At 48.9% G+C, this 24618-nt stretch carries 18 protein-coding genes; 6 read left to right on the top strand and 12 right to left on the bottom strand.

Translation table 11 applies throughout. The features are described from left to right. Positions 1-8 precede the first annotated feature (8 nt). Positions 9-1463, top strand: coding sequence for a hypothetical protein (locus SG35_RS23275; RefSeq protein WP_044830499.1), 1455 nt, complete (start codon positions 9-11; stop codon positions 1461-1463). A gap of 92 nt (positions 1464-1555) precedes the next feature. Here the strand turns inward: SG35_RS23275 and SG35_RS23280 are convergent, their stop codons facing one another. Next, complete coding sequence (locus SG35_RS23280; protein WP_044830500.1) at positions 1556-3034, bottom strand: S8 family peptidase; 1479 nt, start codon at positions 3032-3034, stop codon at positions 1556-1558. Positions 3035-3465: 431 nt separating this feature from the next. Here SG35_RS23280 and SG35_RS23285 point away from each other — a divergent pair, with 431 nt between their 5' ends. The 5 genes from SG35_RS23285 (at position 3466) to SG35_RS23305 (ending at position 7181) form a co-directional block, all read left to right on the top strand. Further along, positions 3466-3810, top strand: a complete 345-nt coding sequence (locus tag SG35_RS23285) for a hypothetical protein (protein WP_044830501.1) — start codon at positions 3466-3468, stop codon at positions 3808-3810. Between the two features lie 228 nt (positions 3811-4038). After that, the gene (locus tag SG35_RS23290) at positions 4039-4347 is read left to right on the top strand and encodes a hypothetical protein (protein ID WP_152646443.1); all 309 of its coding nucleotides are present in this window, start codon (positions 4039-4041) and stop codon (positions 4345-4347) included. A gap of 111 nt (positions 4348-4458) precedes the next feature. Next, the gene (locus tag SG35_RS23295) at positions 4459-4992 is read left to right on the top strand and encodes a hypothetical protein (protein ID WP_044830503.1); all 534 of its coding nucleotides are present in this window, start codon (positions 4459-4461) and stop codon (positions 4990-4992) included. Positions 4993-5001: 9 nt separating this feature from the next. Beyond that, on the top strand, positions 5002-6525 hold the full coding sequence (locus SG35_RS23300; protein WP_053042734.1) for a hypothetical protein: 1524 nt from the start codon (positions 5002-5004) through the stop codon (positions 6523-6525). A gap of 140 nt (positions 6526-6665) precedes the next feature. Further along, on the top strand, positions 6666-7181 hold the full coding sequence (locus tag SG35_RS23305) for a hypothetical protein (protein WP_044830504.1): 516 nt from the start codon (positions 6666-6668) through the stop codon (positions 7179-7181). 254 nt (positions 7182-7435) lie between these two features. On the opposite strand, the gene guaA is transcribed toward SG35_RS23305, so the two are convergent. From guaA to SG35_RS23355, 11 genes are all read right to left on the bottom strand, one after another. Then, entirely contained in the window at positions 7436-9013 is a 1578-nt protein-coding gene (gene guaA / locus SG35_RS23310; protein ID WP_044830505.1) for a glutamine-hydrolyzing GMP synthase, read from the bottom strand. 174 nt (positions 9014-9187) lie between these two features. Beyond that, complete coding sequence (guaB, locus tag SG35_RS23315; protein ID WP_044830506.1) at positions 9188-10657, bottom strand: IMP dehydrogenase; 1470 nt, start codon at positions 10655-10657, stop codon at positions 9188-9190. Positions 10658-10989: 332 nt separating this feature from the next. After that, entirely contained in the window at positions 10990-11118 is a 129-nt protein-coding gene (locus tag SG35_RS23320; RefSeq protein WP_269082151.1) for a hypothetical protein, read from the bottom strand. Positions 11119-11196: 78 nt separating this feature from the next. Continuing rightward, a complete protein-coding gene (locus tag SG35_RS32145; RefSeq protein ID WP_201777739.1) occupies positions 11197-11436 on the bottom strand; it encodes a Tse2 family ADP-ribosyltransferase toxin in 240 nt (79 codons plus the stop codon). Between the two features lie 272 nt (positions 11437-11708). Then, positions 11709-12800, bottom strand: coding sequence for an efflux RND transporter periplasmic adaptor subunit (locus tag SG35_RS23325; RefSeq protein ID WP_053042735.1), 1092 nt, complete (start codon positions 12798-12800; stop codon positions 11709-11711). After that, positions 12797-15931 carry an efflux RND transporter permease subunit gene (locus SG35_RS23330; protein WP_044830507.1) on the bottom strand — a complete coding sequence of 1045 codons (3135 nt, stop codon included), beginning with the start codon at positions 15929-15931 and terminating at the stop codon, positions 12797-12799. Before SG35_RS23330 ends, SG35_RS23325 begins: the two co-directional genes overlap by 4 nt. A 268-nt stretch (positions 15932-16199) precedes the next feature. After that, on the bottom strand, positions 16200-17639 hold the full coding sequence (gene tldD, locus SG35_RS23335; RefSeq protein WP_044830508.1) for a metalloprotease TldD: 1440 nt from the start codon (positions 17637-17639) through the stop codon (positions 16200-16202). After that, a complete protein-coding gene (locus tag SG35_RS23340; RefSeq protein ID WP_044830509.1) occupies positions 17632-18468 on the bottom strand; it encodes a carbon-nitrogen hydrolase family protein in 837 nt (278 codons plus the stop codon). Before SG35_RS23340 ends, tldD begins: the two co-directional genes overlap by 8 nt. Next, positions 18461-22417 carry a YhdP family protein gene (locus SG35_RS23345; protein ID WP_044830590.1) on the bottom strand — a complete coding sequence of 1319 codons (3957 nt, stop codon included), beginning with the start codon at positions 22415-22417 and terminating at the stop codon, positions 18461-18463. Before SG35_RS23345 ends, SG35_RS23340 begins: the two co-directional genes overlap by 8 nt. A 125-nt stretch (positions 22418-22542) precedes the next feature. Further along, positions 22543-24009 (bottom strand): ribonuclease G, encoded by a 1467-nt coding sequence (rng, locus tag SG35_RS23350; RefSeq protein WP_044830510.1) that lies wholly within the window; start codon positions 24007-24009, stop codon positions 22543-22545. An 8-nt stretch (positions 24010-24017) separates the two neighbouring features. Then, positions 24018-24614, bottom strand: coding sequence for a Maf family protein (locus tag SG35_RS23355; RefSeq protein ID WP_044830511.1), 597 nt, complete (start codon positions 24612-24614; stop codon positions 24018-24020). Positions 24615-24618: the final 4 nt, after the last annotated feature.

The following is a 24618-nucleotide window of genomic DNA, read 5'->3' on the forward strand; positions in this document are numbered from 1 at the left end:
TAACAATCATGAAGTTAGCATTACCTTTTTCCCTAATCACCAGCGCCTTATTATCTGCCTGTGGTGGTTCATCCGGCTCAGACTCCAGCCCTGAAACCGGCAAAGCAACTGTCGCCAGCAACTACGCCTTAACCGGTAAAGTGATTGACGGTTATGTCAGCGGTGCCACCGTATGGCTCGATTTCAACGGCAACGGTATCTTAGATGCCAATGAACCTTCGGCCATTTCTAGCGATGCCGGCAGCTACACCATGGAGTTAACCGGGCAGCAAAGGCAATGTGCCGCCTACTCGGCGATTTATGTCGACGTCCCCGTCGGCGCCATAGATGAAACCGAAGGGGAAGTGACCGAAGCATACCAGATGATGCGCCCGCCACAACTGGAGACCCTGACCGATAGCAGTTTATTGCATATCTCGCCGTTAACCACGGTATTATGGGAATCGTTAAAAAAAGACCTGACAGAATCTTCTATTGAAAACTGCAGTGCTTTTCTCAATGACCAGGAAAAACGCCAGCAAATAAAAAGCCGGCTGAGCGAAAGCATATACAACACGGTCTCCCACTATAATATTTCCGCAGAAAAAATATTTTCTGATTTTATCGCCGCCAATGATGAAACCAGCCAGCAACTGGCCGTCAACATAGTTAAAAACCTGAAAAAAAGTTACGGCTACCGCCAACAATTAACCGAGCAATATGCCGATACCAGTGAAATCCGCGTGGTTTATTACCAGGGAGAAAGCTACGACACAGCTGCCGATATTGATGCCTGGTACCGTAAGGTAGTGATCTTTTTTAACAATGATAATTTCCTCTCCCGGGTCGACAGGGTCACGGAAGATCTCAGCGATATCATCCGGCCGATATATTATCGTGACGAGGTGGTTTCTCCCTGGAAGTCAGGCACCTTATCCCTGACTAAAGACATCATCAGCCGCGGCTATGATGGTGATCTTTATTATTCCTGCTCTTTATCAGAAAAAATCGAAATCACCGCACAAGGTACCCGCTATACCCTGACCAATGGCGGCCAGGGGGGCCGGGTTGACAATATTGAACAATGCCAGCCGGACACGGTGAATCCCGACGGTTACCGCGGCTACGGATTTGACTATCAACAGGGCGGTAAATATTACTTTTCTGACTTAAGACAAAGTAATTACGACAACGGTATTAGTTATCTCACCGATTGGGTCAACTTTACCGAAAATGAAGACAGTTTAGATCCCCAGGAAATGATCAGCGAAATGTCCGCCATGGGTTATAAATTCGATGAAGAAGTTAACGGCGAGTTTTCCTCCTGGTATAAAAGACATACGACTTATAGCGGCAATAGCCAAACGCAAATCACGAAATCAAGCGGCGGCAGCTGGGAAAAAATTGTTTACGCATCAGACGGTACCCACACCCGCGAATGCAGCCGTGACGGTGAAACCTGGTTATCTTGTGACGGGTTTTAACAAACACACAACTGATGCCAGGCCAGGCTAACCCCTGAAAAGCAAAATCCCCTGTAGCTCACTGCTTCAGGGGATTTTTTCAACAGCCCGAATTAATTTAACAGTAAACTAAAAATCGGGATCAAAGCACCAACATCAAAAATCCTGCTTTTTCCTTTATATTCCAGTGCCTGATTGGCAGCATTTTCCAGATCCAAACGCCGGTATGGCAAACCGGTTTCTACATCCGTCATAGGGGTAGCACTTTGTGTGATGATATCCATGGCCACCTGTGGCGGCTCATCCGCCAATATTTGCGGCGAACGCAGCACAGCCACCGCACCGCTGACATGGGGGGCCGCCTGGGAAGTACCGGACATGGTGATGCCCGCGGCCGTAATCCAGGAGCCGGGGGCAACAATTTCAACGCTTTCAGAGCGGTTGGAGAAACAGGTGAAAGTATCGACATCGGTCACTACGCCGCTGTTGCAAGTGGAGAAAACGGCATTATCAGAGATTTGCTTAAAACTGGCGCCAACGGTTAATGAATGTCGCGCACATGCCGGGCTGCCGACCCGTCTCAGCTCCCCTTCATTGCCTGCCGAGACCACAGGTATGATGCCATTATCCATCAGGCGTTCAAACGCCCTGTCATAGGCTGAACCGACGCAATCGCCACTGTGCAGGGAGTCGCCGCCAAGACTCAGGTTTACCGCGACAATATCAAAGTTTTTTTCAATTTTATCCTCGATAACACCATCAATGGCATCAAAAATCCAGTCATCCGGGGCCCCGCCGCCGTTGAACACCTTGTAGGAAAGAAATTTGGTGGCAGGGGCTACCGCAGCAATGATGCCGGCGACATTGGTGCCGTGACCGATAGAGTCAGGACGATCGGGATCTATCGGGTCATCCGTGGTATAACGCCAGCTTCGGCCATGAACGATTTTACAGGTGTCTTCCGGCTCCCTCATCCCGGTACAACCAAAGGGCTCCATCAGATAATTAATACCCGAGTCGATCACCGCAACATAAGTGCCTTCCCCGGTATAATCCGCTTTAGCAACGACCGGCTGCTTGATCACCGGCAAACTCTCGGTCACCGCAGGATACTTCAACTGGTTCTCATGGACACGATACACATGGTTATTATTGAGCAGTTCCACCAGGGCGGAGCGGGTACTCACTTCCATGACCATAAAGGGTAAGTGGTTATAGTCCTGCTTAAGCCTGATGCTGTTATCCGCATTGGCCAATATCCCCTGCTCCGAAGCAGGGTTGCTGCTGACGGTTTGTGCAGAAATCGCCGAAAGCGTTTTTTTACTCAGCCCCAGGGAGCTGATAAGTTTATTTTTCCGGTTTGATGCAAAAGATTGCAACCTTTGCGCGGTACCCGCCCCCCAGTCATCCTCGACTTCAATAATCACAGTATTTACCTGTTGTGCCAGCAAATTATCCAGGCTTTGCTCGCTCAACTTATAATCGACATCAACATCAAGTTGATTTAATGCCTGAGCCTGATTGATATCTTTAGCCGATGCCTGAGACGCTATCAGCGTGCTCAAAATAAAGGCTTTAACCATATTATCCATAAATATTTTCTCACTCTTCTTTGTAATACAAGACCTTAAGTAAAGACATAAGCCCTTTTTCCAGTGCAGACAAACACAGATAACAAAAATATCTGCAAGCAAATCCCACCTGTTCCGGTCAACAAGGATGTCGACGCAACAGCAGCGCCACACTGCGATAAGTTTTTCGCCGGCCATCACCACTTTGCCGGACAATAAGCCCGCAAAGCCCTATACACATTAACACAACCAAAAATTAACACAAATTAAACATTTTAGTTGCAATTACTTTACATCGATCGTTTAATAGGCTGGTCTTAGTTAACCAGCTGCCTCTGTATCCCGGGCAAATGTAATCGGGAACACGGGCATAAAACTAAGACACCCGCTTTAAATCAAACTAGCCGGGCATAAGACCTGGCCAGTTTATGGATGAAAATTAAGGAATTAGAATGAAATATTATTTAAGCGCGATTTTGCTCATGTTAGCCCTGCCTTCACACGCCATTTGGCACAGCACCACCGCCAAGGTGAAAAGCATCAGCACTTATTCCGGTATGGAAACCATACTGGTTAATTTAGAAAGCGATGGCATCGCGGTAAATGAATGTTCCAATAAAGCCACTTTTGCCATCAGTAAGAATATTTCAGCAGAAGCCCGGGCAAGAATGTACGCCATGTTGCTGTCGGCAGAAGCCACCGGCAAAGCCATTTCCGTCGCCTATGCCGATGTCGGCAGCTGCGAACCTTTAGGCAGCACCCCCAATGTTTATCGCACCATATTGCGTATGAACTAAGCATCAACAGCTAACCCGGTACCGGCATAACAGCTTTAGCCGCCATTATCGGCCAGAGTATTTATGCCGGCCTCACAGGCAATATGCCTGCCATCAAGCGGCAGTCATAACTGCCGCCAAGCAACACCACTCTCCCGGGGGAAAGCAACCGCTTCCACCCGGCAATAACGGCCAAAAAAGCACTTTTCCCCGAGAGAAGGAGTTTCCTGTGCCAATAAAAAAGGAATCATGATGAAAAAATTAATGTTAACCCTGATGCTGACAATCTGCTCCTGCAACTTATTTGCCGCAGCAAGTGCAACCGGTGAAGTAAAACGCATCTACCCAGCGGGTAACGGCAGAATATATTTCACCCTGAAAAACGATGCCTGCGCCAGCTCGCAATACTATTACTTCAACCTCGAAGGCGAACTCAATAAAGCCAACTACGCCTTATTGCTGGCCGCCGCCAATACCGGCAAAGCGGTCACGGTCGCCTTACCCGCCTGCCCGACCGACCAGCCGGTGTTGATCAATTACCTATACCAGGATTTTTAAAGCAACAAAATCGATCACCCGGGATTATCCGATGTGATCATACCGATAATTCATTTGCTATTGCCGCTAAGTGCGACAACAGCAATAGCACCAATAAAAAGGGAATTAACCATGAAAAAGTTTATTCTTATGCTTTCCATAATATTCTCCTTCACCAGCCAAGAAGCCGGCGCGGTGAATGTTGATATTGTCGAACCCAGTCCTCCCGTGGTCTATGTACCTATTGCCCTGGGAGATTTAATTACCATCATTCCGGTACTCGCCGATAATGTGCCTCCAGAGCCTGTAGAAGTGGACAACTCCAGCGTGCTCGGGGGAGTAGACAGCGACAATGACGGCATCAAAGACGATGTAGAACGCTGGATCGCCCTGCAATTTCCCGGTGATGCCAAAAAACGCCGCTACGCCTATTCCTATGCCTACTATATCCGCCAGCTGTTGCTGACCACAGACCGCACGCAAATTCAAAACAATGTAGTGGAGATGCTCAAGGCCTCGGTTTGTCTGCCTAACAATGAGCAGGACATAGTGACCATCATGGGCATGCACTTAAACTCTCAGGCCAGGTTTAACCGCTATGCGGCCAACGCCGACGCATTAACCAACAGCGTGATGCAAATCAACGCCCTGAGCTGCGTATTATAAGGAGGTAGCATGAAACATCTTTTGACTTTAGCCGCCCTGGCGCTCAGTTTTAACATCCAGGCGGCAACATCGGAGTTTGACGTACAGTTTGTTGATCTCGATGACTATCAGGTCGCCGCCAGAATGGCGACCAGCAACGCCACCAGCCTGGCGGATAAAAAATTAATCGTCTACGCCAACGGGATGAATAACCCGCTTGAGCAGATCACCCGCAGCTTTAATGCCCTGCAAAGTACATTAATGGCGCAAAACCCGATCACCAATACCGAATATCAGGTGGCCTACAATTACAGCGAAGGCATAATGACCCAGGGGGGGCAAGTACTGGCGCAGCACTTTTATGACGGCGGCGCCAAAAGCTGGTCAGATGCCTGGAAACAGGCGGCCTGGGCATTCTTTCATCCCGGACGCTTTGCCACAGAAAAAGTGCTTGAGATCATCAGCAATTATGGCAACGATGACGTTTTTTATACCGATAACGATTTATCCATACATATTAACAACCTGTACCTGCCTAAAATTAATAACCAATACAAGGTGGTTATAGTTGCCCATTCGCAGGGGAATTTCTATGCAAACCTTGCCTGGGAAAACATTCAGCGCATGCCAGAGGGAGTGGAAAAGTCGAAAGCCATGGGCATTATCGGAGTTGCCGTCCCCACCACCCGGATGGCGGATGGCCGCAACCGTTACATTACCAACAGCAATGATTTGATCATGAATGCGATCCGCAGTAACTCGTCTCCGGCCTATAAAAACCTGCCGGCAACCCATACCTACCCCTTTACTTCGGATTTAACCGGCCATGGGTTAACAGATACTTATCTGCAATACGCCAGCTTCAAATCCCTGCTGAACAGTTATGTCACCCAGACATTCTCCGAGCTGGTGCCGTACCAGGCCGATGATACCATCACCTGTGGCCAGGCCCTGAGCCGCTCCGGCGGTTATGAAGGCTTAACCAACCTGCCTTATTATCTTGGCGAAGAAGACGGGGAAGTAATGGTTTCTTTTGAAGCCTTCCATGTGCCGGACTCTTATACCATCAAGAACCAGCATGGCCAGACCAAGGCAAGCAGCAACGGCTTAACCTCAGGTTTCTCGTTCAAGCGCTTTGATTATGATTATCAGCATGACGGCACCCTGAGGGTGAATGTCAGCGGCAGTGCCTCGGGCACCGTCTGGGAAATGATGGTCGGCTGTCCGAATCAGAATATCTCCATCGGCCGCACCTCCTATGATTTCCATTTTGAAAATCATAGTATGTGGACCTGTGAATTTGACCTGATGATCGACGGCGACTTCAAGTCCCATATCAGGGCCGGATATAATGTCGGCTGGGACACGGCTCCGGATATCTATCTGACCCCGGGAGAGCATGAAGTCACTTATGCCAACAAGCACTGTACCGCTAACAATTTATGTACCGGCAGCTCATGCTCCTTCGAGTTTGGCGCCAAGGCCGTGGACGGCTGGCGCACTATTACTTTGCCCAGCCCGGTCAATACCAATAGCTTTAAACAAAACTTTTAATACTATTTAATTGATCAACAGCTGCCGGCGTTTTTAGTATGATGAACGGATTGATAATACTAAAAACGCTTGGCACTGTTTGCCGGTTTAAGGAGCTAACCCGGTGATCATCAAGTGATAAAACAACCCTAGGAAAAAGCATGCCAAAAACCATATGCCGTCATTTCACTGTGCTGTTTTGCCTGTTACTTGCCGGTTGTGCTAAAACATCTGTACATATGAGCTGTATGCCGTCATTACATTATGAGCTCAGTCCAAAAAGCGAGGTATTGGATTTCGGCGAGAGCGCCGTCGACTCGGTACGCAAGGCATTAGCACAAAAAAAACTTAATACCAGCCAGGGCTCGGTAAGGCCGCTGGGGGGCCATATAGGACCAGCCAGCATTAAGGTAAAAGACAATTTTCGCCGGTTAAACTTATTAGGCCCTGTGTATATTTACCAAAAATCTCCGGTTGACCCTTTTGCTGTTTCCGGCACCTCTGTTTATGTGGATATAGACGGTAAGAAGTTATGGATAGACCTGCTGGAGCTTAATTTTATCACCCTGGCCTTACCCAGTGAGAACAATATCAACACCAGTAAAAAGCTCGGCATTCCCAGCTCAAGCTCGGTAGAGTTTGACTACAAAAACTGGCAATGTCCCCTCCAAAGCTAGGGCCTGTTTATCTTTGGAGGGGATTAAGGTTTTTGAGCGGTTTTTTCACATATCAAGGCAGAAAAATGGATGTGTAGTTATTCTACATGACATTTTTCTAACGCGGATAAGTGTAAAAACAGCCAACAAGATAATTCACGGCCAAAGATAAACAGACCCTTACATCCAGACGTAAAAAAACCTGGCCGCTTCTAAACAACCAGGTTTTTATTTACTGAATAAATAACAACAAAAGCGCTAATAATAAGTTGTTGTTATTCCCACTCAATCGTTGCCGGCGGCTTACCTGAAATATCGTAAACCACGCGGGAAATACCATCAATTTCATTGATGATGCGGTTAGAGACCAAACCTAAGAAGTCATAAGGCAGGTGCGCCCAATGTGCGGTCATAAAGTCTATGGTTTCTACGGCGCGCAATGACACTACCCAGTCGTACTTACGGCCATCGCCCATGACCCCTACCGAGCGTACCGGCAAGAACACGGTAAAGGCCTGGCTGACCTTGTTGTAAAGATCCGCTTTATGCAGCTCTTCAATGAAAATCGCATCGGCGCGGCGCAGCAGATCGCAATATTCTTTTTTCACTTCACCCAATACCCGAACCCCTAAACCCGGTCCAGGGAACGGGTGACGGTATAACATGTCGTAAGGTAAACCCAGTTCCAGACCGATTTTACGCACTTCATCTTTAAAGAGTTCGCGTAGCGGCTCAACCAGTCCCAGCTCCATGTCTTCCGGCAAACCGCCGACATTGTGGTGAGACTTGATCACATGGGCCTTACCGGTAGCAGAAGCCGCCGATTCGATCACATCCGGATAAATGGTGCCTTGCGCCAGCCATTTGGCATTGGCCAGTTTACCGGCTTCTTCATCAAAAACTTCAACAAAAACATTGCCGATGATCTTACGTTTGGCTTCCGGATCCGCTTCTCCCGCCAGGCGGTCAAGGAACCTTTGCTCGGCATTGACATGCACGATATTTAAACCGAAGTGATCGCCAAACATATCCATCACCTGCTTGCCTTCATTAAGACGCAACAGGCCGTTATCGACAAAAACACAGGTCAGCTTATCGCCGATAGCCCGGTGCAATAACATGGCAACCACGGAAGAGTCGACACCGCCGGATAAACCTAATACCACTTCATCGTCGCCAACCTGGGCTTTCATTTTCGCCACGGCATCTTCGATAATAGAGGCGGAAGTCCAGAGCTTTTCACAACGACAGATATCGACCACGAAATGCTCAAGAATACGCATGCCCTGTTTGGTATGGGTGACTTCCGGGTGGAACTGTACGCCGTAGAATTGCTTTTCTTCATTGGCCATGGCGGCATAAGCACAGCTTGGCGTTTGCGCGATAGTGGTAAAACCTTCCGGGATAGCGGAAACTTTATCGCCATGGCTCATCCACACATCCAGCATAGCATTGCCGCTATCGCTTAAATGATCTTCAATTTTCTTAAACAGGGCAGAGTCGCTAATCACTTCCACCGCGGCATAACCAAACTCTTTATGAGTTGAGCTTTGTACGCCGCCGCCAAGTTGCTCCGCCATGGTTTGCATGCCGTAACAAATACCAAATACAGGCACGCCGGCATTAAAAACATATTCAGGGGCGCGGGGAGAGTCGGTTTCGGTGACGCTTTCCGGGCCACCGGCCAGGATGATACCGCTCGGGTTAAATTCACGAATTTGCGCTTCGCTGACATCCCAGGCCCATAACTCACAATAAACGCCAATTTCACGCACCCGACGGGCAATCAGCTGGGTATACTGGGAGCCGAAATCTAATATCAGTATTCGGTGATCATGAATATCTTTTGTCATAACAAACCCTTAAATGAGTTAACTTAACTGCTGTCAGTTAAGTAAATAAAACCCGCTGACTTGGTCTTACTTAGAAAAGTAAAGCTAAAGTCAGCAAGTTTAAAATAATAAGTGAGAGCCGCTGCAACCGGATAAGCAAAGGTTTTCAGCGGCATAAGAGTATTTAGCCTAAGATCAGCCCATACGGTAGTTAGGTGCTTCTTTGGTGATAGTGACATCATGCACATGTGATTCACCCATGCCCGCTGCCGTGATCTTCATAAACTGAGGTTTAGTGCGCATCTGCTCGATGTTGGCACAACCGGTTAGTCCCATGGAAGAACGTACCCCGCCCATTTGCTGGTGGATAATTGCCGCTACCGGACCTTTATAGGCAACACGGCCTTCAATACCTTCAGGTACCAGCTTGTCGGCTTCGCTCGGCTTCTGGAAGTAGCGGTCGCTGGAACCGTCTTTCTGGTTCATGGCCCCTAATGAGCCCATACCGCGGTAAGACTTGTAATAACGCCCCTGGTATAACTCAACTTCACCGGGAGATTCTTCGGTACCGGCAAACATACTGCCGACCATCACACAATGGGCACCGGCAACTAACGCCTTGGCAATATCACCTGAGAAACGGATGCCGCCATCGGCAATTACCGGGATATCGGTATCCTGCAGTGCTTCTACCGCATTGGAAATCGCGGTCAGTTGCGGTACACCAACACCGGTTACGATACGCGTGGTACAGATAGAACCCGGGCCGATACCTACTTTTACGGCATCAACACCCGCATCCGCCAGGGCTTTTGCACCGGCTGCCGTAGCAACATTACCGGCAATCAGCTGCAGATCAGGATAGGCTTTGCGAATATCTTTTACACTTTCGATAACCCCCTGGGAGTGACCGTGAGAAGTATCGATTAATAAAACATCAACACCGGCCGCCACTAAAGCAGCAATACGCTCTGTGGTACCTGCGCCTACACCAACGGCTGCGCCGACCCGTAAACGGCCTAATTCATCTTTACAGGCATTAGGTTTGCTTTCGGCTTTTTGATAATCCTTAACCGTGATCATGCCCTTTAATTTAAAGACATTATCCACCACCAGGATTTTTTCGATGCGGTGCTCATGCATCAGGCTTAAGATTTCTTCTCGACTGGCGCCTTCTTTTACCGTCACCAGATCTTTTTTCATGGTCATCAGCTTAGAGACAGGTTTGCTTAAGTCGGTCTCAAAACGCAGATCGCGCCCGGTAACAATACCTATCAGGTTATTGGCATCATCAACCACAGGGAAACCGGAAAAACCCAGCTCTTTTGCCAGATCTATGGTGTCCTTAATGCTGGCATCCGGGCTAACGGTTACCGGCTCGGACACAATACCGCTTTCATATTTTTTTACCATAGCAACATTTTTTGCCTGCTCTGCTATGGTCATATTTTTATGAATAAAACCCATGCCCCCTTCCTGCGCCAGGGTAATGGCCAGGCGTGCTTCAGTGACGGTATCCATAGAGGCGGAAACCATAGGCACGTTGAGATTAATTTTACGGGTTAAGCGGGTTTTTAAATCGGCGGTGTGGGGTAGTACCGTAGAATGGGCAGGTACCAGTAGAACATCATCAAAGGTCAAAGCTTCTTGAGCAATTCTCAGCATCGCAACATCTCACAAAAGTGGTGGATTTGGTGTAAATATTGCCGAAGAATTTTAACCGTTTTATTAAATCAGGTAAACTAATATTTGTTATTATTTGTCCATTATTGGCAAAATTAAAGCAAAAATGAAGCCAAAGCGTTTTTCAACGCCAAATAGCACGTCATTTAGCCGAGGAAATTTCTACCCGTTGACTAATAACCCAAAAGGATAATTGTATCTTCATTTTAAGTCACAGATATAGCAATCTATACCTTAAAGTGCTTTTCTAATTGCCTTAACTGTGCTGGCGACTTACTAATTTCTTCTTTTAGGTATTCTTTACATTCAAAAATTTACAGCAACCACTCCTCAATATCTTCTATATCAGTAACCGTTTCACTTTTTCTTAAACTGTCATTGTACTTAACTGCATCGTTAAGAGCACATAATATCGTTGCCAGCCAATCATCGTTTACTTGCATTAACTTACCTCTTCTTTTTCAACCAAACCCGCCAACTCATTAAGCAGCATTTTAAAATGAAACAAGGGCATATCTCTTTCAGGTGTAGTGGGTTGCATTAAAGACAGGATTATATGAATCCTTAACTATCGCAAGCCCCTTAGGCAAGATAGTTCCCGCTGGTAATTTATAATACTGCCAATGCCCACGGAAAGTGTTAGGCCGGTCAAAGGTACTAACGCCTCTTGGCCTATGTCTGACATAAACTCTTCCATCTTTAATCCTTATGTCAGCTTTTCTAGGCGCTCCCCTTTTCCTTACTATTTCTGTTTCAACCAAATTAAATAGTGGCTTATCACTTTTTACTTTTCGGGCTCAATAAAGATCTACAGGGACATGCTCGCCAAAAAATTTATCTATGCTTCCAACTTCCAATAATACATCTTTAAGCAATTCAACATCTTCCATAATGTTTCCTTTTGCTTTTATGGCACAGGCATAATGTTTTTAAAAATAGTCAATTTAACAAAGAAGTTAATTCATCAACCAGAGGACCAGCACCTGCCTCCAGTTATTTCTCCTTTGCCTGTCGCCACCGAGATAGCTAAATACTATTGTATCACGACACTTTGCCCTTCATTAAGGCGCTCAGCGCCGCGAATGGCGACTTTATCGCCGTCAGCCAGTTCGCCGGTCACACTGACCCGGTCACGGACACCTTCACCCACTAACACCTGCAGGCGGCGAACCTTGTTATCACTGTCCACCTTCACCACATAGGTGCCGTCTTTACGCAATATCAGGGCGTCCCTGTGCACCGTTAATGCCGCCTCGGTATTTTGTACCGGTACGCCAACCTTAATCAGCTGGCCTGCGGTCCAGGCTTCATTGAGGTGCTGCGGCAGGGCAATACGCACTTCAAAGGTTTGCGACCTGTGATCGGCACTTGGGATCACCGCTGTCACGGCAGCGCTGACCTGCTGTCCGGTGGCGCTTAAGTTCAAGGATTTTCCTTTGCGTATATAAGGCAGGTATTTCACCGGCACATAAACCCGCACTTCCAGTTGTTCGGTATCGAGGAATTTAAGCAAAACATCGCTGCGATTGACATCGGTACCGGCACGGACCAAGCGCTCGGTGACCACGCCGCTGTATGGCGCCAATACCGTGGCCCGGCTCAGCTGATCTTCTATTTGCCTGAGTTTTAACCGGGAAATTTCAATATCCATAACTGCCAGGTCATATTGGGACTGAGTTTGATCCAACTGAAACTGCGAAGCGGCCTTGGTTTTCGCAAGGGTTGTTAACCGGGATAATTCATGCTGCTGGTAACGCATATTGATCTCTGCCCGCTTAATTTCCGCCCTTTGCTCTGCCTGTTGCAACTGCAAAGGCAAGAGGTCCATTTTTACCAGGACTTCTCCCTGCTCAACATAACTGCCGGGCTCTGCCAGCCACGCCAAACGGCCGTTGACGCCTGCGGTGATCTGCACATCGGCGCGGCTATAAACCGTGCCCATAAGATCAGCGGTGGCTGCCAACACTTCCCGGGTAACGGTATCAACTTTCACCGGACTGGCAGGGGCTTCTTGTGCCCAACTCCAGGAGGATAAGGCACTTAGGGAAAATAATATGCCCGCGGCAAGTAACCGGGATGTCTTCTTATTTTTACTCTGATAGAAATATTGGCGTAACTTACTCATGATGCGCTCCTGGACGGTAATGCTTGCTCCGAATGCAAAGGGGTTATATTGGTTTCTTGTGGTTCCCCCCCCTGCTGCTGCGGTTTTTGATCTTCTCCCATTCTCAATAAGCTTGGGAATAATACCAGGGTAAATATCGCACTTACCCCCATGCCGCCGACAATAACCGTCGCCAGGCCGCGGTAAATTTCACTGCCCACCCCAGGCATGATCATCAGCGGCAGCATGCCGAATAAACTGGTTAGGGTACTCATATAAACCGGCCGTGCCCTAAGGCGTACTGCCTGGGCTACCGCCTGTGTTTTATCTAAGCCCTGCTTTTGACCGTCACGGGTTTGATCGACCAGTAAGATGGCATTATTCACCACCAGGCCTAATAAAATGATGAAACCTATCATGGTCAGTAAGTCCAGCGACTGGAAAGTCACCAGGTTGAGAATATTCAGGGCGATAACCCCGCCGGCAACCGCGAGCGGCATCACCAGCAAGACCAGCAAACTGTCTTTGGCGGATTTAAATAAGGCCGTCATCAGTAAAAATAAAATGATCAACGCCAGCGCGAAGTTTTTGATCATGTCATTGATGGCCGAGGCCATTTTATTGGCATTACCGCTTAAAAGGATTGATGAATTGGCCGGCAAATCTTTATTCATCACAGGGAGCACTTTGTCATTGAGCACCTTCAGCGCTTCTTCCAGCGACATATTGGCCGGCGGCGACACCTGTAAACTGATGGTACGTTTGCCGTCCACCCGCCTTAACTGGGTCGGGCCTGCGGTGCGGGTAATATCGGTCAGCTCCCCTATAGTCTGGATACCGGCAAAAGGTGAATACACAGGCAAAGCAGCCAGTTCATCCGGGGTATGCCATTGCTCACCGCGCAGGATAACATTCACCCTGTCGTTACCGTCAAAATATTCATTGATAAATAAACCGCTGGTATAGGCACGGATAGCATTGGCGACATCCTGGCGGGTCAGTCCCGCCTGGGTAATACGCTGATCTTTAGGCACCAGCTTTAATTCCGGCTCAGCCAGGCTTAAGCCGGGGATCGGAAATGCCGTGGTATTGGGCATATGTTCGTTAATAGCGGAAATACCGGCAGCGGCGAGTGCCATCAGGCGTTCGATATCCGGCCCTTTAATGTCGATATCTACGGTGCGGCCGTTACCGCCGCCGGAGACATTGATCATAGACCCCCGGAACAGGAACACCTGGGTATCGGGCAAGTCATTAAGCACCTTGGTACGCACCACAGACATCAGCTCTTCGACCCGGGTGGGATCATCGGAATAGATAAAACCGCCGGTGGCACCTGCGCCGTAAGAATAGAAGTTATAACTTTTAATCTTAGGCTCTTGCTCTCCGGACAAATAAGGCGCCAGGCGCTCTTTTACCAGGTTAGCCAGCTCATGCTCGATAATTTCCACATTGCCCCCCGGGGGAATATTCAGGCTGAAAAAGAAACCGTCGATAGGCGCACGGGGCATAAAATCAGTTTTGGGCATCAGCATAGCGGCAACAGCGATCGAGCCCCCCACCAGCAAAGCAATCCAGACACAGCGCTTAATAACACTGTTGGTTAAGACCATCACCAGGCGTGTTAATTTATCCCAGTAGCCGGCATAGGGGTCTGCCTGTTCGCTGTCTTTTAACCAGAACTTACTGGCGATAGGCAAGATGCTAATGGCGGCCACCAAAGAGGCAATCACCGCAATCGACAAGGTCAGCGCCAGATCTGAGAATAACTGGCCTTCGATGCCTTCCATAAAAAGAATCGGCAAGAAGATGGCGACACTGGTGGCGGTGGAGGCAAATAGTGCTCCGGTCACCTGCAAGGTGCCTTTCATCACTGCCTTATGGTTATCCAGCCCCTGGCTGCGGAAGCGGACAATATTTTCCTGGACAATAATCGCGGCATCAAGCACCAGGCCGACCGAAAAGGCCAGGCCCGCTAAAGAGATCACATTGAGGCTGCGGTCAAAAATGCTCAGGGCGACAAAAGCCACCAGCAGGGAAATTGGGATAGTGGTGGCAATAATCAGGGTATTTTTCAAGCCCCGCAGGAACAGCCATAGGATGATCAGCGCCAGCAGGACCCCGAGTCCCAAATTGTTTTGCACCAGCTTCAGGGCATTGCGGATATGTACCGAAGAATCAAAACTTAAGTCTATGGTCAGACCGGCTTCTTTCATCGGCCCTTCGTTGAGCTCTTTGATGGCAAGGTTGATTTCATCCAGCAAGGCTACGGTATTAGCATCGTTTTGCCGCTTGACGGTGAAGTAATAAGAAGGCTGGCCGCTGCGCATATTAAAACCGAAACGATCAACCAGGGTATTTTCCACGGTGGCAATATCTTTAAGATAAATCGGCCGGTTGCCGCTGTAGGCCACGATCATTTCGGTCAGGTTTTCGACACTGTATTTACCGGCAAAACGCACCGTATATTGCCTGCGGCCGACCTTGGCGGTACCGGCGGAAACATCACTGGCACGGGCCACGGTATTGCTGATATCACTGATACTGATCCCCAAAGAAGCGGCGCGCAGGGGATCAAAAGAAATCCTCAGCTCTCTTGGCCGCGAGCTGGCCAAATTCACCTGTCCCATGCCCGGGATACGGGCAAATCTGGGCTGGACCACATCTTCAATCAACTTTTGGTATTGCCCCATGTCGGTGTCGGGATTACCCGGCAGGGTCTTGATCATAAGTGAGGCGGTATTCGGGCCCCCCTGGCCGCCACCGGCAGAAACCACAGGTTCAATCGCATCTAAAGGTAAAGGCGGCGCCTGGTTGAGGTTGTTGATCACATCCAGCATCGCTCTTTGCATGTCGGCGCCGACATCAAAGGTCAAAGTGATATTGCCAAAACCCCGCTGGATACTGGTGGTTACTTTGGTGACCCCTTGGGTGTTTTTCACCACATTTTCAATCGGTTCAATAATCACCGATTCCATTTCCTCCGGCGCGGCGCTGCGCCAGCCGGTGCTGATGGTAATTTGCGGCTGTTCGATATCCGGCGTTAACTGGATGGGTAATTTAAAAACACTTAACAGGCCAAAGACCATGACCAGGGCAACGATCACAATCACGGCTGCCGGGTTTTTTAAGGCGGTTCGGGTAAGATTCATTATTAATTCTCAAATCTATCATCTGCTCGCGATTATAAAGAAACCGGGATGAATTTGAGAAAAAACAGGTTGAACGGCATTAATTCTACGGTGAAAATAAACTCTGTAACAAAGGGTTACAAATAGAATCAATCAACAATATTAACAGTATTATCCCTAATAACCTGATCAGATGTGTCCATAATAACCTTATCAGTATTAGCCATAATCTTGTTGATAACCAGCTCCCGGCAATTCTAACATGCCGGGAGGCTGGATAAGGGATCGGCTATTGGGTGCCGCCTATGGTCATTTCATCAATTTTTAAGGTCGGCTGGCCAACGCCAACGGGCACGCTTTGTCCATCTTTACCGCAAATACCAACTCCGGCATCGAGCTTAAGATCATTGCCGACCATGCTGACATTTTTCATCGCCTCGGGACCGCTGCCGATCAGGGTGGCGCCTTTAACCGGCGAGGTAATTTCACCATTTTCTATCATATAGGCTTCCGAGCTGGTAAACACAAATTTGCCCGAAGTGATATCCACCTGGCCACCGGCAAAATTCGGGGCATAAATGCCTTTTTTCACCGACTTGATAATATCTTCCGGCGTATGTTCGCCGCCAAGCATATAGGTATTGGTCATTCTCGGCATCGGCAGGTGGGCATAAGATTCACGACGGCCGTTGCCCGTGGGGTTTACCCCCATTAAGGCGGCGTTATGTTTATCCTGCATATAACCTTTTAAGATGCCTTTTTCGATCAAGACATTATATTGTCCCGGCGTACCTTCATCATCGATATTGACCGAGCCTCTGCGGTTACTTATGGTGCCGTCATCAACAATAGTACAATGCTCGGATGTTACCTGCTGACCCACCTTGCCGGAGAATGCCGAAGACCCCTTACGGTTAAAGTCCCCTTCCAGGCCATGGCCTACCGCTTCATGTAATAGCACCCCCGGCCAGCCGGCGCCTAAAACTACGGGCAAATTACCTGCCGGGGCTTCAATGGCCACCAGGTTGACCAGCGCCTGGCGCACCGCTTCTTCGGCATAAGCCAGATAGCGGGCCTTGCCGTTTTCGGCTTCAAAAAAATAACTATAATCGGTACGGGCGCCGCCACCTGAGCTGGCACGTTCACGTTTACCGTTTTCTTCCACCAGTACCGAGCAGTTAAGACGCACTAAAGGCCGTATATCCGTGCCATAGGTACCATCGGTTGCCGCCACCAACACTTTTTCATAAACACCGGACAGGTTGACGATTACCTGCTGTACCCGTTTATCTGTGGCGCGGGCATGGGCTTCCACCTCATGCATCAGGCTGATTTTTTGTTCCTGGGTCAAACTCGATAACGGCTCTACCGCGGCATAGGTCAGGATCGGACTTTGCCGTTTAAATGCCTGAACCGTGGCGCTTTGGCCACTGTGGGCTATGCCCTTGGCGGCATCCGCAGCCAGCTGCAGGGCCCGCTCGGAAATATCGTCGGAATAGGAAAACCCGGTTTTTTCACCGGAAATCGCCCTGACACCGACACCACGCTCAATGTTATAAGAACCTTCCCTGACAATGCCGTCTTCAAGCATCCAGGATTCATGCTGGCTCGCCTGAAAATACAAATCGGCATAATCAATTTGTTTTTGCTGAAAACTTTTCAGGATTTTGGTTAACACGGCTTCATCAATCTGACTATCGCCTAAGAGCTCCTGCTCAACATTATTCATAAGACATCAACTCTGTTTTAAATTGGTTATGCTCAGACACTGGAATGCTTTCGCGCACCTTAACCAGTTCCTCACTTGAATATTCGGCAGTCGCCACGCCGGTGCCGGTTTCCAGGGAAGATAACACTTCTCCCCAAGGACTGATGATCATGCTATGGCCCCAGGTTTCACGGCCGTTTTTATGTATGCCTTCCTGATTTGCCGCCACAATAAAGACCTGGTTTTCGATGGCCCTGGCGCGCAACAGGGTCTGCCAGTGCGCCTTGCCCGTTACCCGGGTAAAGGCACTGGGTACGGTAATAATATCGGCGCCGCGGCTCCTGAGCTGACGGTATAATTCCGGGAAGCGTAAATCATAACAAACCGATAAGCCGACATTGGCAAACGGGGTCTTGACCACTTCTACCGATTTACCCGCCTGGGTATATTTAGATTCAAAATAATGCTTTTCGTTATCCTGAACATGAACATCAAATAAATGAATCTTATCATAGCGCCCCAGCTGCTCGCCCTCAGGAGAAAAAACACAGCTGCTGTTGGTAAATTTATCCCCCTGCTCGGTTAGCGTCGGTATGGTGCCCCCCACCAGGTGGACCCGGTATTTTTGTGCCAGCTTTGCCAGCCCCAGGCGCAATGAACCATTTGCCACCGTCTCTTTTGCCAGGGTTAACTGATCAACATCCCGGGCGCCAAAAAATAAACAACACTCAGGCACGACCACTAAATGCTGCTTAGCAATCTCTAAGGACTGTAACTGCTGCTCTATGGCATCCAGGTTGGCATTAACATCCGGTACTGAGCATAACTGAACTGCTGATAATTTAACCATCGATTTCCTTCGCTTGTTGTAAATAGTTTATCGGGAGTTTATTTCCCTGGCCGTCGGCCTTTTTTTTGCCGCTCACCTCAGGTGTGACCTCGGGCGTTTCAATGATCTTCGGCGGTGTTGAACGACCAACGCTGATATCCTTGGTTTTACGATTCACCACCTGTAAATCCGGCTCGGCGATACTGCCGGTTAATTCGAAATTAAGCTCTGACACCACCTTGGAGGTAAATACCTCGTCTATGGCGATACCGGCTAAAAAGGTGACCGGATTTAAAGTGGCGATCCAGGCCAGTACCGGCAAACTCGATGTCAGGTTAGGTTTGTAGGACATACGGTAGTCCAGCAACTCCTCGCCAAGGCGGGTATTGCCCTTCATGGTCAAATCACCCGCCGTCCCTTTCATCATAGTATTATCTGTGTATAACACCCCTTGTTCTATACGAAAATCTCCCTTGATTTCACTATAGAAAACACCGTCACTGAAGATATCGCGAAAATCCAGGGTCAGCTTACGCACCAGCGACTGCAGGCTCAGTACCGACAGGATACGCAAGCCTTTATCGCTGACATCCGCCAAATAGCCGTCATCTATGTTGACGGCAACATCGCCGTTAAGCTGCTGTAAAGCATAATCTTGCGGCCCTCCCGGCCAGTGGGCGGTGAATTCAACTTTACCGCCGCTGTCTTTGATGATGGAGGCAAAGCCCAGCTTTTCAATTTCATGTTCAATATCTTTGGTGGAAAATAAACCGCTCATTTTTGTCTCTGAGCTGGTCTGGTTATGGCTCCACTCCCCCTCCAGGGTCAACCGGGTTTTGTCGCGCCGTGAAACAAAGTTTTTCAACTCAATAACATCGTCCCGGCTATGGCTGATTTCAAAATCCAGCTCACCAAAATCCAGATCATCGAAGCGACAGGCATCGCAATGCACCCGCATCGGCGGTACATTGGCAAAAATAATATCGTTTTCCGCGCGGATGCTTTGTGCACTTTGCTCTGTGCTTTCCTCAGCGCCAGCTGCCGTTTTCAGGTTTAAAAAGTCCGCATCGATATCTATCCCCTGACCATACCAGTCAGGATAAAATTTAATCTGACCGCGGGCCTCTTTGGCATTAAGCTGCAACAACCACCAGTTATCCTGATCTAACAGGTTAAAAGACACCTCGGTTAATGCCTGGCCGACAATATCTAAACTGCCCACCGAGCCGCGAATGCGTTCCGGTTGGGCCAACAAGCCAGGTTCATCGTCCGCCCCTGTACCGGTATCTAAACTGTCAAGGATATCTAAAATCAGCGGCTGCCATTGACTGACCTTGGCCTGATCTAATTTGGCGGTAATATGGAAACCGTCCATAGGCAAGAGCATGGTTTCATCCCCCAGCACCAGATGGGCGCGGGAGAATTGCACCTGCTCATGGTTAAGCACGCCGTAAAAACTCAGCTGCTCGCCCAAATTGGCATTGATGGTCGACTGGTTAAGCTGCCCGGAAACTTTGGCACTAAAAGCGGTTTGCTCGGTTTCTGCCAGGGAAAAGGGATCCGGCAACATCAGCTCGGTTGCCGCCATATCCGACGCCAGGGAAAAGTCATAAGAAAAACCGCCGTCATGATGCATATTCAACGACAAGTCTCCCTGCCACACCAGGGCGCCGCCGCCATATTGTTGCAGCTCACCCGGCAGCTGCTTCAACCAGAGCTTATCCTGCCAGTTGGCATCGATATCAATTTTTGTATGGTAATATTCGGATTTGTCCGCCGCCGCTACCTTAAGGCTCAGGGGTAAGCCGCGCCAGTTCAGGGCCAGCTTATCTATGGCCAGCACATCATTTTCAAAGGTTAACCGGCCATTGACATCACGAAAATCCATCTCAGGTGCCTGCAGGGCGATACGGTTACCGGCAAAGTCCACCACGCCGCTGGCCAGGGTATCATCCGGGTTCTGCAGCGGGATATTCAGGGAAAACTCACCGGAAACAGGACCCGACACCGCGAGTTGTTCCAGGGTAGCACCTACCGTGTCTTTCATCGGGCTTAACAGCATCAACTCGGTAACCGCTTCAGGCGGCACCTGATTTATCGGGGCATCAACAGTTAACAACTGCTCTTGTGACAAGCTCTTGATCTCGGCTTCAACACCGGTAACATCCACCCCGGTCAGCTCGCCGCCGCGTGCCGTGATCAACATGCTGTCATTGGTAAAATTCAGGTTGGCGTAAAAATCGGTGATTGCCGGCCACAAGGGATCAAATTGAAAGTGTGCCTGTTCCAGTTCGGCATCTACGGTGAAAATACCGCTATGGCCGTTAACCGGGCCGGTAAAAGGGAATCCCTGCAGCGGCCCGTTAAATAATACCGAGGCTTGGGGAATAACCCCGGAAACAATCCCCTCATTAAGATAACCCACCAGATCTTTGCCCATCAGCAAATGGGGGTAATAGTATTGGACATTAGCGGCATCAACATTCTCTACCGATGCCAGCAGCGACATGGTTACCGGGTTATCATCCGGCCCGTCAAGCGCCAGCTCGCCGGAAAATTCCACTTCCGGCGACATTAAGCGGATGTCTTGCGCGTTAAGCTGCCAGCCGTTATCGCCCATTTTGACAAAAACAGACGCACTTAAACTGTCATAGGGAATTGGCCGCGGGAAATGTTGCTGAAAATCCAGGGCGCCGCCGCTGGCATGAATATCCAGTTGCAATTGCTGCTCCGCCAACAAGATACTGCCAAAGGCGTGTTTTACCCCCGGGATACCTGAGGCGTATTCGGTGCTGATATCATTAAAATCCGCCGCCAGTTGCAAAGTATCACTTTGTTTTTGCAGATAAATATCCGTCAACCTGCCCACAGGCGCCATTTTGGCGATCAGCTGATTCACCTCTTCATTATCCACAAGCAAAGAAGAAAAGTGTCTCAGCCCGGACAAGTCTACATAAGATAAATAAGTAAAAAGGTTAGAGCCCAGCTTTTGCGCCTGCACGGTAAAAGGCTGCAACTTCTGCTGATCGATACTCAGCTCCAGCGGCGATGACTGCAAACTGAACTGATTAAAGTTGTTCAAGTCGGTAGCAAAAAACTGCCCTTCGCTGATGGCCAGTTGATGGTGGACCTCCTTATCCTGCCAGCTGATTTCATTGTCCCCCAGCACCAGCTGTAACTGGCCGGCAACACCGTTTTTTATCGTCAGCCAGGCATTAAAGTTTAATACCGAATCGGTATTGTCTATCTCGGTTGCCAGTACATCGGCAAGCCAGGGAGTAATATTGACCTGATTGGCGGCCAGGAATATCTGCCCGGACATTTCTTCACTGTCGCTGCCGTTGATATCAAGCTGCACTTTTAAATTGTTTGAGGTGATGCCGTCGAGAATAACATCCCCTTTGGCCTGGTGGCGGCTGTCTTTATTGACCCAATCCAGGTAACTGATCAAGAAGGTACTGCTGTGCTCCCGGGTTTGTAAAATAATCTGGGAGTTGCGTAAAGAAAAACGCTCTATCTGTTCAAGAAACAGATCGGTTAATTTGCCGATTTCCGGGGGCTCGCTGTTATTATCTTGCTGCTCCAGCAATAACTCTGGGTCTACCACCACCTTGGCCCCCGCCAGGGTAAAGTCATGGGTGATCAATTGCCGGGCACGGATACTGGCCCAAAAATCCAGGTGGATATCGATATTTTTGATAAAAACATTCACGGCATCCGATTGCAACAAGCTGACATTGTTTGCCACCAGCACAGGCCCCAGCCCCTGCCAGTCCATGGATAAACTGCCAATTAAGATCTGGCTCTGATAGGTGTCGCTCAGGTATTCCTGAAAGTTTTGCCGGTAGTTATGGGCATAGGGCAGCATAAGGCGCAAGGCACTGATCACCACCGCGATCAGCACCAGCAAAATCGCAAGGGTTTTATACAGGCGATTCAACCAAAGATTTAAGACCTTTGAAACACTCAAACTTTCAGGCACCCTATTAACATTTATTACTTAACCTCTTACCTTAGATACAACAGCACAAAGACCACGGCATTGAATATGCTCAAAACCGCGGTAACACTCCCTATTTTACACGATAACCGCGGTCACATCATGATGACATCAAATTGTTCCTGGTTATACATGGGCTCGGTCTGTACCTTGATCAGCTTGCCAATGAACACTTCCAGCTCCGCCAGGTTATGATATTCATCATTAACCAGGAACTCACTGACCTGGGAGGAGGCATAAACAATAAACTTATCAGCATCATAGGCCCGGTTAACCCGAACAATTTCCCGCAGAATTTCAAAGCAAACGGTTTCTACGGTTTTTAAATTCCCCCGGCCGGAGCAGACACTGCATTCGCTGCATAACACATGCTCCAGGCTTTCCCGGGTGCGTTTGCGGGTCATTTCCACCAGTCCCAGGGAAGAGAAACCATGCACGCTGAATTTGACCTTATCCTTGGACATCGCCTGCTCCAGGCTGTGCAACACCCTGTGTTTGTGCTCTTCACTGTTCATATCGATAAAATCGATAATAATAATACCGCCAAGATTACGCAGCCTTAACTGGCGCGCAATTGCCTGGGTCGCTTCGATATTGGTACTGAAAATCGTCTCTTCCAGGTTACGGTGCCCGACATAAGCCCCGGTATTGATATCTATGGTGGTCATAGCTTCTGTTTGATCGATAATCAAAGAACCGCCGGATTTCAGTTCAATTTTCCTGTGCAGCGCCCGCTGAATTTCCCGCTCGGCATCGAATAAATCAAAAATCGGCCTTTCCCCGGGGTAATATTCCAATACCGAAGTAAGCTCGGGGACAAATTCCCGGGTAAAGTCCGCCAACTGATCAAAACTTAACTTAGAATCGATACGGATTCGCTCCAACGAAATGCCCACCACATCCCGGATCACCCTAAATGCCAGGGATAAATCCTGGTACAGGGCGGTTTTGACCACTTTCCTTTGTTTTCGTTCCTGGATTTTTTCCCAGACACGGCGCAAAAACTCGGCATCATGTTTTAAATCCGGCTCATCGGCCCCTTCTGCCGCGGTTCTGACAATAAAACCATGCTGGTCATCGCAATAGTCGCTGACAATGCCTTTTAAGCGGTTTCTTTCATTGACATCTTCGATGCGCTGGGAAATCCCGGCATGATGGGCTCCCGGCATCAACACCAGGTAGCGGGAGGCTATGGTAAGATCTGTGGTTAACCGCGCGCCTTTGGTGCCCAGGGGATCTTTGACCACCTGCACCATCAAATACTGGCCTTCATGCACTAAAGTGCGGATATCCGGCACCTGGTCATTTTCATTGCCGTTTTTCGCAGTGATCAGTTTAGAGTTGATATCTGAGGCATGCAAAAATGCCGCTTTGTCGAGATTGATATCAATAAACGCTGCCTGCATCCCGGGTAAAACCCGGATCACTTTACCCAAATAAATATTACCTACCAAACCCCGTCTCGCTTCCCGCTCGACGTGTACCTCCTGGAGTACCCCGTTTTCAATCAGGGCAACCCGGGTTTCACTCGGGGTCACATTAACCAGTAACTCTGCGCTCATCTTGAACCTTATGTATTTGTTTGTACTTGGGTTGGCAGACCGCAAGCTAGCAACATTTGTGCTGTTTCATATAACGGTAGTCCAACCACAGCAGAATAACTACCCCGGATCCCGGTCACGAATTGCCCGCCAATACCCTGAATACCATAAGCTCCGGCTTTATCCTGTGGCTCCCCCGTCTGCCAGTAGCGGCTTATTTCCTGCGCCGACAATTCTTTAAAACTGACCTCGGTGATCACCAGCTCACTGGTGATCTCCTGCCCGTGCGCCACGGCTATACCTGTGATCACCTGATGGCTGCGCCCGGAGAGCATGGTTAACATTCTTTGACAGTCATTTAAGTCAATTGGTTTCCCCAAAATCGCATTATCCACCACCACGGCGGTATCTGAGCCGAGTACTAAGCTATTGTCTCGCTGCTGTTTTTCAAAGGTGTTGGCGATGGCAAGGGCCTTTTCCCGGGAAAGGCGCTCAACATAATCCCCGGGGGATTCATTAGCGAGCACGCTTTCATCGATATCCGCGGCCATACAGTCAAAGTAATAACCGAGCTGGGCAAGCAACTCGCTTCTTCTCGGGGACTTGGAGGCTAAAACCAGCTTCATGGTT

The organism is Thalassomonas actiniarum (genome assembly GCF_000948975.2).
GTDB lineage: Bacteria > Pseudomonadota > Gammaproteobacteria > Enterobacterales > Alteromonadaceae > Thalassomonas > Thalassomonas actiniarum.

Excerpts from the sequence above, each read along its gene's own strand:
- SG35_RS23325 (WP_053042735.1), bottom strand. The coding sequence starts at position 12,800 with ATGAGTAAGTTACGCCAATATTTCTATCAGAGTAAAAATAAGAAGACA.
- SG35_RS23285 (WP_044830501.1), top strand. The coding sequence starts at position 3,466 with ATGAAATATTATTTAAGCGCGATTTTGCTCATGTTAGCCCTGCCTTCA.
- SG35_RS23355 (WP_044830511.1), bottom strand. The coding sequence starts at position 24,614 with ATGAAGCTGGTTTTAGCCTCCAAGTCCCCGAGAAGAAGCGAGTTGCTT.
- SG35_RS23305 (WP_044830504.1), top strand. The coding sequence starts at position 6,666 with ATGCCAAAAACCATATGCCGTCATTTCACTGTGCTGTTTTGCCTGTTA.
- SG35_RS23320 (WP_269082151.1), bottom strand. The coding sequence starts at position 11,118 with ATGCAAGTAAACGATGATTGGCTGGCAACGATATTATGTGCTCTTAAC.
- tldD (WP_044830508.1), bottom strand. The coding sequence starts at position 17,639 with ATGAATAATGTTGAGCAGGAGCTCTTAGGCGATAGTCAGATTGATGAA.
- SG35_RS23300 (WP_053042734.1), top strand. The coding sequence starts at position 5,002 with ATGAAACATCTTTTGACTTTAGCCGCCCTGGCGCTCAGTTTTAACATC.
- SG35_RS23295 (WP_044830503.1), top strand. The coding sequence starts at position 4,459 with ATGAAAAAGTTTATTCTTATGCTTTCCATAATATTCTCCTTCACCAGC.
- SG35_RS23280 (WP_044830500.1), bottom strand. The coding sequence starts at position 3,034 with ATGGATAATATGGTTAAAGCCTTTATTTTGAGCACGCTGATAGCGTCT.
- SG35_RS23275 (WP_044830499.1), top strand. The coding sequence starts at position 9 with ATGAAGTTAGCATTACCTTTTTCCCTAATCACCAGCGCCTTATTATCT.
- rng (WP_044830510.1), bottom strand. The coding sequence starts at position 24,009 with ATGAGCGCAGAGTTACTGGTTAATGTGACCCCGAGTGAAACCCGGGTT.
- SG35_RS23290 (WP_152646443.1), top strand. The coding sequence starts at position 4,039 with ATGATGAAAAAATTAATGTTAACCCTGATGCTGACAATCTGCTCCTGC.
- SG35_RS23340 (WP_044830509.1), bottom strand. The coding sequence starts at position 18,468 with ATGGTTAAATTATCAGCAGTTCAGTTATGCTCAGTACCGGATGTTAAT.
- guaB (WP_044830506.1), bottom strand. The coding sequence starts at position 10,657 with ATGCTGAGAATTGCTCAAGAAGCTTTGACCTTTGATGATGTTCTACTG.
- guaA (WP_044830505.1), bottom strand. The coding sequence starts at position 9,013 with ATGACAAAAGATATTCATGATCACCGAATACTGATATTAGATTTCGGC.
- SG35_RS23330 (WP_044830507.1), bottom strand. The coding sequence starts at position 15,931 with ATGAATCTTACCCGAACCGCCTTAAAAAACCCGGCAGCCGTGATTGTG.